This is a genomic window from Humibacter ginsengiterrae, from assembly GCF_054780115.1.
Genome location: NZ_BAAGWY010000001.1, coordinates 504,776 through 516,142, shown reverse-complemented (window position 1 = coordinate 516,142; position 11,367 = coordinate 504,776). Strand labels below are relative to the sequence as shown.

Genomic DNA, 11,367 nt, shown 5'->3' with positions numbered 1-11,367 from the left:
TGGCGGTGACCGCCCGAGTTGCGCGCACCGTTCTCGGTCCGCGTAGTCTTCGCCCTTCAACGTGGGCTACGTGACTGTCACGAAACGCTGCAGATGATTTGACCAATTGGAACCATCGTGTGACACTTGTGACACGTAGAAGGTTGCTACAACAAGTGACTATTGCACTGCTCAACTTCTGACAGGTGACCCTAATGCCCGCGCTTACTGTGCCTGCGACGTCGACCCCCCACGAAACTTTGGACGCTCTCGATAACTTCGTGAACGCCCTGCCTGAGAGCGCCGCACGCGAGGCGATTGCTGCGCTCTCGGACACGCTGCGGTCCGGTCGCGACGTTATCCTTGCAGGCGCCGACGACACTGTCACTACTAGCCAGGCTGCGAAGGTGCTCGGCATCAGCCGTGCACATCTGTACAAGGTTCTTGACAGCGGAGCCTTGGCCTACACCATTGTCGGCGCGCGAGACCGCCGTATCTCCATGGCCGACCTTACCGACTTCGTTGCTCGGACCGAGGAGCTGAGGCGGGCCACGGCGAGAGCCGTGGCGCAGCCAGGCCAGACGCGAGCCCTCGCCATCGACGAGATCTAGACGCTCACCACTAATCTGAGGCGATGGGGTATCACCGTCGCGTCACATTGCGCTGCCTTTGCGATGACTTGACTTCAGATTGGGCCGACGCAAACCATCGCCGTGCGTTCTTGGCGCTCCGTGAGCTGCTGAGTGCCGCATGTGCAGATAGCGACGTAGTGCGGGTTCTCGAATCGACGCCCAGTCCCATCCAAGTAGCTCACCCGCTCGTCACAAGTTTCTGCTCATCGTTTGAAAGTGACGACCCATCCTTGCGACGGGAGAGTATCAGCGGGCTACGGGATCCATATTGGTGGAAAGAGAAAACGACTCGCTGGCGAGGGGCCGCGACTGACGCCGCCATCGTCGGCGAGGGGGAAGTCTGGCTCTGTGCGGGCGGTCTTCGTGCCGAAGGCGAAGCCCGTGACTTTTACAAGGCATTCATGCGGTCGGTCGAAGCCCACGGTCCCGACCACTACCTCCCGTCTGCCGAGGATCGACGTTATCAAGCGATCGAGGAGAAGCTCGCTCGAGTCGATGCATGGCAAGAGGCGCTACGCCTTTCAGCGCTGATTTGTATCGCAGTGGCTGACGAATCCGTCGACGCGCGCGAGCTGCATGTTCCTCATCCCGGCGTCACGGACGGCTCATCATTTATGCACTTGAGTGTTGAGGTCGAGCGCGTAAGCGACGGGGCCGGCGAGGAATTGGCAGAACTGATTATCGTTGTCCATATTGACGATCCCGCCAAGCCCCATCTGCTTGAACTGGCTATGGAAGCAATACGGAGCGTCATCAACCCGCGCGTTGATGATTGGCGCGTCACCCCAGGCAAGGGAACCGATCAGATTTGGTCCGTATTACTCGACCCGGAGGTCCTGCCACGCGCCGATAGTGTTCGCCAAGCCGGCGAGTTGCCCGAAGAGTTGCAAGGAACAACCCTTCGGCTGGGCATACAAGCGCACTACACCCAGAAGGATGGCATCGTCGATGCGTCGGTGTCGGGAGATCCGATTCGGGCGCTTTGTGGGACTTGGTTCGTCCCTACGTCAAATCCAGATCACCTTCCGGTGTGCCCGCAATGTGCTGAGGTCCATGCCGGTCTCGCTGACTGACGTCATTCGCGGCTTCACGAATGAATGCGATTCGCATCGCTATTCACTAAAAGTCCTGTTCATGTCATAATTACGGCAGCTTTGTGTGGCAGTTCGAGGTATCTCCTGCGGCACGAGCCACGGCCCTCGCTTGTGGTCTGCCGCCGTGTCGGAGCCCATCGATAAGGTGAGGGTACTCAGCAAGCACTAAGACGCGCTCAGGCGCAAGGAGAGAAGAACCAGCATGATCATTGCCCGCGAGCCGGCAACCGCTTTGCTCTTTACGGCGCTCGACTCGGGGGCACGGGCATGACCGAGTTTGTACCCGGCGAGACGACCGATGAGCGATTGGCTCTGCTCTCTCAGCTCAAGGACTTGATACCGGCCGCCTTCCTCGACGGCGCGCTTGACGCGGCGGCGCTCCTCGAAGCTCTTGAGCTGGACCGCAACCAGACGAGCGGGTTTGTTTTCACGTGGCCCGGCATCGAGAAGGCGCGGGCGGACGCACTTGAGCCCACGACGGCGACGCTGATCCCTGATCCGGAGGCCTCACTCAACTGGGAGACAGCGCGCGATGTCCTCGTAGAGGGCGACAACTTGCAGGTGCTCAAGCTTCTTAAGAACGCCTACAGCGATCAGGCAAAGCTCATCTATATCGACCCTCCGTACAACACGGGTGACACGTTCACTTATAATGACAAGTTTGCAGTTCCTGAACGCCAGTACCTTGAGGAAACTGGGCAGGTCGATGAGCACGGCGATGCTACGACAAGCAAAGTCGAGACGGGCGGACGCAAGCACGCACCGTGGCTCACCATGATGTTCTCGCGGCTGGTCGTCGCACGGCACCTGCTTCGTCGGGACGGGGCCATCTTGGTGTCCATCGATAACAACGAGGTGCATCACCTGCGTCTTCTGCTCGATGCGGTCTTCGGCGCCGAGAACTTCGTCGACATGATGACTTGGCGAGGCGCCCGTAAGGGTGACGGAAAGCTGACCGGTGGCGGTCAGGACTACATCTTGGTCTATGCCCGGGATCGCTCGTGGTTGCGCATCAACGACGTGCGTTGGCGCGAGCACAAGAACGGGCTCGACAAGATCTACGCCAAGGTTGCCGAGCTGCAGGACGAGTTCGGCGACGACTTCGAGGCTGCGTCCAAAGCAATGCGTGCTTGGTACCGGTCGCTCTCGGACGATGACCCGTCGAAGGAGCACCAAGCGTACAGCCGCATTGACGACCGCGGCGTTTGGTTTTCCGACAACATCTCGAGTCCCAACTACCGGGAGAACCTCCACTACACGTGGCGCGGCTTCGAGCCGCCGGAAAATGGCTGGCGTTACGAAGAGGCCACCATGGAGCGCCTTGAGGCCGATGGCCGACTCATTTATCCAGCGGACAAGACGAAGCGCGTGCAGATCAAGGCTTACTTGCACATGCGCGAGGAGTGGGCACCGCCGTCAGTCTTTTACCGCGATCGTCGCGCCGCTTCGGGCGCTCTCAATGCATTGATGGACCCGGGTACCAAGAATCCGAAGAAGGTCTTCGATGACCCGAAGAGTACCGATGTCCTGGCGCGGCTCTTCCATTCGATGACAGACGATGGTGACCTCATCGTCGACTTCTTCGCCGGGTCGGGCTCAACCGGCCAGGCGGTGTGGGAACAGAACCCGAGGGATGACAAGACGCGTCACTGGGTTCTCGTCCAGCTCCCGGAAGAGCCGGACACTTCGAGCGACGCAGGTAAGAACGCCGTTGCCTTTGGCTACAAGACGATCTTTGAGATAACTGCAGAACGACTGCGACGTGCTGCAGCCAAGATCGGCGGCAACCTTGGGTTCCGCATCTTCAGGACGCGGCCGACCAACCTGATTATTGACGAGGACATCATCGCCACAGAGGAGCTGTCCTCCCAGGTGTACCTCGACAACGTTCTCCACCGCGCCTTCGGTTCGCCAATCGTTGACGGTGCTGACGACATCGACCTGGTCTGGGAAATCGCGCTCAAGGCAACCGCAACTCAGCTCGACGCTCGCGTCAAGGAGCTGAGTTTCGATGGTGTGAAGGTCTACGAGTTCACCCCTGCGGTTCTTGACCCAGACAGCGGACGCCTGCTGATATCCCTTGATGCATTCACGCTGGACACGTCGGACAAACTAGGCATCACCGACGACGACACGCTCATCCTCCGAGGAGAGGCGGTCGAAGACGGTGTCACCTTGACGCTTGCTCCTCGCCTTCAGTCGAGGCTGGTGCTGTTGGAAAGGGTGCCGCGTGAAGTTTCGCTTTGAGGATCAACCGCATCAAACGGCGGCAGTTGCGGCAGTCGTTGACCTCTTTGAAGGGGCGCTGATACCCGGTATTGTTCCGGCCGGCCTCGCCGCAGGGCGCGACGGCAATGTCGATTACCAGCTCGATCATGAGGCGCTCGTAGACAACCTCAAGTCCGTCACGGCGCGCGAACACGTGCAGGATCAGTCCGATCTGGTGCTACTGGAAACCACCGATTTGCAGGACGCCGAGCGCGCTTTTCCCAACTTCTCAGTCGAGATGGAGACGGGCACTGGAAAGACCTACGTATACATCTCGACCGCACTGCAACTAGCCAAGCAGTACGGCATCCGCAAGTTCGTCATATTAGTGCACTCCGTGGCAATTCGCGCGGGTGTAGTCAAGACATTCGAGCAGACCAAAGATCATTTCAGCGTCAAGTACGACGGGGTCAAGTACAACTGGGGAGTGCTCGGAGAAGGCTCTGCTCTCGCTGACTTCGCTGAGCCAGGAGAAACGGTTCGGTTCCTCGTCGCGAGTGTTCAAGCGCTCGACAAGCCGAACACGAACACTTTGTACAGCACGAAGGAGGAACCGCAGCTCTGGGGCATCCCGAGGAGCGGCATCGCTCAGATCGCGGGCAAGCGACCGGTGTTGATCATCGACGAGCCGCAGAATATGGTCAGCGAGCTGCGCAAACGCGTCATCGCAACCGTGAACCCGCTCGTGGCTCTTCGCTACAGCGCCACGCACAAGGAAAAATTCAACCTCGTTCATCGCCTCAGTCCCAAGCAAGCGTCCGAAGCGGGCCTCGTCAAGCGAGTTGCCGTCAAAGGCATCGTGGCCGGACAAGCGGGTGAGCCGTACCTGCATGTGTCGAGAATTCGCTCTCAACGCCGCCAAGTCTTTGCTGAGGCGGTCATCGACGCTGTCGTCGGAGGCGAGTCAAAGCGGACAGCGGTATCGCTTCGCGCTGGAAGCGACCTGTTCGACGAGTCCAATGGGCTTGACACGTACCGTGGGCTGGTCGTGAGCAGAGTCGAGCGCAAACCGGACCGGATCGTCTTTGAGAATGGTCGCGTCGTCGCAGCAGGCGAAGAGGTTGGCGTCGATCGGCGTTCGATCTGGCGGGATCAGGTGCGCCAGACGATCCGGCAGCACCTAGCCCGTCAGAAAGTTATCGATGCGGCTGGACACGACGTCAAGGTACTCTCCTTGTTTTTCGTTGAACACGTTGCAGACTATGTGGGCGATGCGGCGGAGCTGCCCATCATGTTTGACTCCCTGTACGAAGAGGAGTGGCTGAACTCGGGGCGGAGCCGTGACGTCATGCCAGCTCCGGCAGACCTACGTGTGGCGTACTTCCCGTCGACCAAGACCGGCCTGCTTCGTGATGCCGAAGGTAGCTCGGAAAAAGCAGCTGAGATGCAAGCTCGCGCTTACGAAGAGATCATCGCGAACAAAGAACTTATCCTCGACAAGGCCAACCCGCGTGCCTTCATCTTCTCCCATTCGGCGTTGCGTGAGGGCTGGGACAACCCCAATGTTTTTCAGGTGGGCTTCCTGCGTCAGACACGCTCAGACGTGGAACGTCGTCAGCAGATTGGACGAGGCCTTCGTCTGCCCGTCGACCAAGATGGTCGACGTGTGCTTGACCCTGGCGTGAACCAACTCACTCTCGTAGTTGACGAGTCGTTTGCGGAGTTCAAGGACGGCGTCAACGCTGAGTACAGCCTGAGCGGGATCAGCACGGGCGACCGACCTGAAATCGACGATGTCGATCACGAAGTCACGATCCACATCCGGAAGGAACTCTTCGAGAGCGCCGAATTTGCAGAACTGTGGAAGCGCATTCGCTATAAGGCGCGCTATCGGGTGGCGCTTGCACCGCACGCACTCGAGCAACGAGTTGCCGATGCGAGCGAAAGGCTGGATGAGCTCGCACTCATTGGCCGCCGCGCGAACGTCATTGAAACGGCCGAAGTTCAGTACGACGATGATGGGCAAGTTACAACCAGCACCAGCACCGTGGCGCAGTCTCAGGGAGAACGGCTGTCGATCCTCGGCCGTCGCGTGCCCGATGTCATCCGACTCATCGAGGACGCATTGCAGCTCGGGAAATTTCCCCTGCAACTTACACGCCCGACTATCGCAGGCATCGTGGAGGCCATCCCGAGCCGCTACAAGCGGAACATTCTCGAAGACCCGGAGCGTTGGGCGCGCATCGTTGCTGACGTCATCCGAAAACAAGCCATCGAGGAAATGGTGGCAGGCATCAAGTATGAGCCGTTGGGAGAAGAGACTTGGTGGAACGCCGACGTGGTGTTCCTCAAGGAAGAGGTGAAGCATCCGATCCAGGCGACGCCAGGCAATCCGGATCCGCAAGCGGGCGTATCGGCGGCTTCCGTTGACGGGCACAACCTCTTTGATGCAGTCGACTACGACAGTCACGTTGAACGAAACTTTGCCGCGAAGCTCGACAACATGGCAGACCAGGTGAAGCTCTTCGCGAAGTTGCCACGACGCTTCCGCGTGCGCACGCCCGTGGGCGAGTACTCACCGGACTGGGCGCTTGTCTACGAACAGGGCGGTAAGCCTCGCCTCTACCTCGTACGCGAGACCAAAGCCACTCTCGATCTGGATGACCTCGAATGGGCTGAGGCGATGCGCATCCGATTTGCTGGCAAGCATTTCGATGCGGCACCGGTTGGGCCAGTCGACTATCAGTCCACGACGGACAAGCAGGGCCTGACGATTGGCGGGCTGACCGGTGATCCTGGAGGAGGCGCCGAGTGAGGCTGGTCAAAGCGGAAGTCAGCGGTTTCGGGAGGCTTGCGTCGGGCAAGGTTAACCTCGACAACAAGGTGCTTGCGATCGTTGGACCAAACGAGGCGGGAAAAACCACGCTCTTGAAAGCGTTGGCATACATCGACAACGGTGCCGCGCTCTCTGTCCCCGAACGATCACGCGGTATGGATGTTCCCGATAGCCATACTGTCGTTCGAGTGCAGTACATCCTCGACAAGGCTGATCTCAAAGCGATCGAGCAATATCAGCTCGAGGAACCGCCCACGTCAATCTGGCTCTCCCGAACGGCAGCAGGTTCGACGGAGCCAAGGGTCACAGTAGTTCCAACACCGACCAAGGCTGCCGCGCCACTCGTCAGCGCCGTTGACGCACTCCGCAAGTTGGCGAAACCTGCCACGTTCACCGACCTCGACTACGTGGCCCCAGAAACTGAGGAGGACGGCGTGGTGCCGTCAGCCGACGAGGAGCGGTTGTCTCTTCGATCGACCACCGAAAACTGGCTGATCGAGTTTCTCGAGGAGGCAGAATCTGGCGGAGAAGTCGCGGCCTCCGCGACCTATGCCGCCGATATCCGTGACACCGTCGAGAAGCTGTCACGCTATGAACTTGCCAACGAGTTCCTCGGTGCGTTGAAAGCCGTGCTCGCGTGGATTGATCGGCCGGATCCGGGACCTGAGGTCGCGCGGGCGCTGTACGGGATCTCTCCGAACATCGAGTTCTTCGACGAAGAGGACCGCAACCTCGCATCGACGTACACCCTCACTGACGAATTAGTGGCCACGCCGCCTTCTGCTCTGGCAAACGTCGCAGCTATGGCGGAGCTTGACCTGGCGAAGCTTTGGCGCGCGATGAATAGCGGAGACGAGGGCGAGCGAGAGACGCTCATCAACGAGGCGAATGGCGTTCTCGAGGAGAAGTTCGCTGCTGCGTGGAAGCAGTCGAACGTCGCAGTCTGGTTGAAAAGCGAGGCGACAACGCTCTACATACGCATCAGGCAGGACGGCAAACGCATCACGCAATTCGACGAGCGCAGTGCTGGCCTCCAGATGTTCGTCGCCTTGGTCGCCTTTCTCGCAGTACGCGCCGAGGGACAACCGCCGATCCTTCTCGTCGACGAGGCTGAGACGCATCTGCATATCGATGCCCAGGCTGACCTTGTCAATACCTTTGTGTTGCAGCAGCAGGCAGCCAAGATCATCTATACGACGCACTCTCCCGCGTGCCTGCCACCGGACCTGGGTTCCAACATCCGCGCGGTCGTGCCTGACTCGACGAACCTGAGCCACAGTGTGATCGAAGGCAGCTTCTGGCATGGCGCCGCTGGGTTCTCTCCGCTGATGCTCGCAATGGGGGCAGGCGCCGCAGCCTTCTCAGCAGCGCGATTTGTCGTCCTCGCCGAAGGCGCGTCCGAAATGCTTCTGCTCCCGTCCCTGATCAAGGCGGCAGTCGACGTGCTCGATCTCGATTACCAGATTGCTCCCGGCCTCTCCGAAGCGCCGACCGAGTTGTATCCGGAGCTGGACCTCGTTGGCGCGCGTGTTGCCTACCTAGTGGATGGCGATAAGGGTGGGACAGATCGCCGAGCCGCGCTAATCGCGGGCGGCGTACCCGAAGACCGCATCAAGGATCTCGGTGCGCTGACTCTGGAGAACCTGCTTGATGCAGATTGCTACCTCAAGGCCGTTGGTGTGCTGCTTGAAGAGTGCAACCCAGGCAAGATGATTCCAGAACTTCCAACCCTCCCGGACCCGGCTGCCGCAGTATGGCCCAGGGTGCTCGGCGAGTGGGCTGAGCAGGCTTCCCTCAACATGCCTGGCAAGCGAGCAGTGGCCAGCCGCCTCGTCGAGGACGGATGGGCGCGCCCGAGTGCACACGGTGTGCCCATTCTGCGGGCTCTCCATAGCGAACTCGAAAAGCTCCTGAAACATCCATCGGCCAAGAGCAATCAAGAGCAGCGTGGACGGAGAAGCAATTGAGGAGCGGCGCATGACGACCCCACTTGAAGAGGCGGTGATCGACTCACTTATCGAGGGCCTACGGACCGAGAACGTAGACGACCAGCTGCTCGAGAGCATAAAGAGTGCATACTTGGCCCCTAAGCTTCCATCCGTTGAGACTCTCGTTGATGCCATTAAAGGCTCGAGCGGGGACAAGCTCGCATGATTCAACTCGAGCACCTCCATATCGAGGATTTCCGAGGCATTCGCATGATCGACTTGCCACTTGGTTCTAAGCCTTTCGTCGTTTATGGCCCAAACGGCTCAGGCAAGAGCGGTGTGGTTGACGCGATTGACTTTGCTTTGACAGGAAGTATTAGCCGCCTATCTGGGGCAGGTACAGCCGGCGTCACGCTCTTACGGCACGGACCTCACGTACATAAGCGCGATGATCCGGCGGCCGCGGTCGTTGAGCTGACAGTCCGCGACGTCGAGACCGGCGAGCAGTCAAAGCTACGGAGGAGCATCAAGGACTCCGGGAAGTTCACACTTACTCCTGATACGCCATCTGTTCGCGCATCCGTCGCCGAAGCGCAGACGCACCCTGAGCTGACTCTGTCGCGCCGCGAGATCATCAAGTACGTCGTTGCGAAGCCTGCCGACCGTGCTCAGCAGGTACAAGCATTACTCAAGCTTGATCACCTCGACGCGTTTCGCAAGCTACTGAAGAGTGTTCAGACGAAGACAAGCGCGGCATATTCCACGGCCGACGCCGAGCAGAAGTCCGCGGAGAACGGCTTTGCAGCGCACCTGGGCATCGGCCAGCTGCTGGCATCTGAGATTGTCCGCGAGATCGACGCTCGTCGACAAACGCTTAGCCTCGACACGCTTGATGATCTAACAATCGACACCGATCTGGCGAAAGGGCTCAAGGCCGGCGCCACGCAACCCACATTCAACCTGGTCGCTGCGCGACGTGAGGTTCGCGAGCTCGTGTTGGCCGTGGATGAGACAGAGGACCTTGCTACTCGACAGGACCAGCTCGCAGCCGCCATTACATCCGCTACAGACGATCCAACGTTGCTGGATGCTTTGAAGCACCGACAGCTGGTGGAAGCTGGGTTACGCGATCTTGTCGATGCCACCTGTCCTCTGTGCGATCGTGAATGGGAGAGCGTTGCCGCGCTCAAAGCCCACCTGGTTGAAAAACTTGCTCGCTCAGACAGTGCCGTTGAAGTTCGGACGCGACTGACGACCGGAGCAGATCAATACAAACAAGGACTCAAACAACTGAAGGATCTTGTCGACCGTGTGACACCTGTGGCGAAGAGCCATGGCAATGGTGATCTTCACCACCATCTCACGACGTATTCGGATGCGATCGCGAATCATGCACAGAGCATCGGAACTTCGACCGATACCATCATCGCGTCAGGTGAAGCACTGGCACCTTCTAACTACGAAGCTAGTCAGGCTATCGTTGAAGGTCTGAGGGAATTGGAATCACGGCTGGCTTCGGAGCCAGACCAGAGCGCCCTAATAGACGCTCAGTCCTTCTTGACAGTAGCGCAAGATCGTTGGTCACGAATTCGTATTGCACGGGCTGGGGCTGCGAAGGCGAAGGCGGTGCGCGATACAGCGAAGCTCGTCTATGACCAGTTCTGTGTTGTCTCGGATGATGCGCTGAAGACGCTTTACGAAACAGTCGAGGCGGACTTCAGTAAGTACTACCAGATCATAAACGCTGATGATGAGGGTAATTTCACCGCGCAATTGAAGCCAACGTCCGGCAGCCTTGAGCTCGAAGTCGATTTCTACGGGCAGGGGAAGTTCCCCCCTACCGCGTATCACAGCGAGGGGCACCAGGACGGGATGGGTGTTTGCCTCTACCTCGCCCTCGTGAAGCAACTTCTCGGAGACCAGTTCAGGTACGCAGTACTCGATGACGTTGTGATGTCGGTTGACGTCAACCACCGCGCCCAGTTCTGCAAATTGCTCAAGACCGAGTTCCCAAACGTCCAGTTCATCATTACAACGCACGACCCGGTCTGGGCGCGGCAGATGCAGTCGGCTGGTCTCATTACATCAAAGGCACAGGCACGCTTTTACGGTTGGACGGTCGACGGAGGCCCTGTCTACGAGCAGGGCGATGTCTGGGAGCGCATTGACGAAGACTTGGCCAAGGAAGACGTGTTCGGTGCTGCCCACAAGCTTCGACGTCGGCTCGAAGCTGCGGCAGCAGACATCGCGGACTCGATTGGTGGTCGCGTACCCTATCGCGGTGACAACAACTACGACCCGTCAGTGCTGCTCGACGCAGTAAGAGGTCGGCACTCCGACCTTCTCAAGATGGCTGCGCATGCTGCGAACTCCTGGACGGACCAAGCTGCAATCGATGCGGTTGAAGCGAAGAAGGCTGCTCGCACCGCCGTAGTACCCGAGCAACTGTCCGAGTCATGGATCGTGAACCCACTCGTCCACAACAATGACTGGATCAACACCGCTTCAGTAAGCGACTTCAAGCCGGTTCTCAAGGCAACCAAGGACTTCCTTGATCTCTTTACGTGTGACAACCCGGATTGTGCTGGGTGGATTTATGTAGTTGGTCGACCTGAGGAGAGCCTGCGTTGTGCCTGTGGCAACTACAACCTGAACCTCAAGAAGAAGTAGCTCATGCTTGACCGTCAGGC

The 11,367-nt window shown here is 59.0% G+C and carries 7 protein-coding genes; all 7 read left to right on the top strand.

Annotated features, from left to right (window positions below; genetic code table 11):
• Nucleotides 1-260: 260 nt before the first annotated feature.
• The 7 genes from ACYVII_RS02440 to ACYVII_RS02410 all read left to right on the top strand — a co-directional run bounded on the left by ACYVII_RS02440 (nucleotide 261) and on the right by ACYVII_RS02410 (nucleotide 11,347).
• Entirely contained in the window at nucleotides 261-590 is a 330-nt protein-coding gene (locus ACYVII_RS02440; RefSeq protein ID WP_460530397.1) for a helix-turn-helix domain-containing protein, read from the top strand.
• Nucleotides 591-613: 23 nt separating this feature from the next.
• On the top strand, nucleotides 614-1,684 hold the full coding sequence (locus ACYVII_RS02435) for a DUF3039 domain-containing protein (protein WP_460530394.1): 1,071 nt from the start codon (nucleotides 614-616) through the stop codon (nucleotides 1,682-1,684).
• 288 nt (nucleotides 1,685-1,972) lie between these two features.
• A complete protein-coding gene (locus tag ACYVII_RS02430) occupies nucleotides 1,973-3,952 on the top strand; it encodes a site-specific DNA-methyltransferase (RefSeq protein ID WP_460530391.1) in 1,980 nt (659 codons plus the stop codon).
• On the top strand, nucleotides 3,936-6,728 hold the full coding sequence (locus tag ACYVII_RS02425) for a restriction endonuclease (protein ID WP_460530388.1): 2,793 nt from the start codon (nucleotides 3,936-3,938) through the stop codon (nucleotides 6,726-6,728). The genes ACYVII_RS02430 and ACYVII_RS02425 overlap by 17 nt, the downstream gene beginning before the upstream one ends.
• On the top strand, nucleotides 6,725-8,716 hold the full coding sequence (locus ACYVII_RS02420) for an AAA family ATPase (RefSeq protein ID WP_460530385.1): 1,992 nt from the start codon (nucleotides 6,725-6,727) through the stop codon (nucleotides 8,714-8,716). The genes ACYVII_RS02425 and ACYVII_RS02420 overlap by 4 nt, the downstream gene beginning before the upstream one ends.
• Nucleotides 8,717-8,726: 10 nt before the next feature.
• Nucleotides 8,727-8,903: a hypothetical protein gene (locus tag ACYVII_RS02415; protein WP_460530382.1), complete on the top strand. Its 177-nt coding sequence runs from the start codon at nucleotides 8,727-8,729 to the stop codon at nucleotides 8,901-8,903.
• Nucleotides 8,900-11,347 (top strand): ATP-binding protein, encoded by a 2,448-nt coding sequence (locus ACYVII_RS02410; RefSeq protein ID WP_460530379.1) that lies wholly within the window; start codon nucleotides 8,900-8,902, stop codon nucleotides 11,345-11,347. The genes ACYVII_RS02415 and ACYVII_RS02410 overlap by 4 nt, the downstream gene beginning before the upstream one ends.
• Nucleotides 11,348-11,367 lie beyond the last annotated feature (20 nt).

Bases quoted from the DNA above. Each gene is read 5' to 3' on its own strand.
- ACYVII_RS02430 (WP_460530391.1), top strand. From the start codon at position 1,973: ATGACCGAGTTTGTACCCGGCGAGACGACCGATGAGCGATTGGCTCTG.
- ACYVII_RS02410 (WP_460530379.1), top strand. From the start codon at position 8,900: ATGATTCAACTCGAGCACCTCCATATCGAGGATTTCCGAGGCATTCGC.
- ACYVII_RS02435 (WP_460530394.1), top strand. From the start codon at position 614: ATGGGGTATCACCGTCGCGTCACATTGCGCTGCCTTTGCGATGACTTG.
- ACYVII_RS02415 (WP_460530382.1), top strand. From the start codon at position 8,727: ATGACGACCCCACTTGAAGAGGCGGTGATCGACTCACTTATCGAGGGC.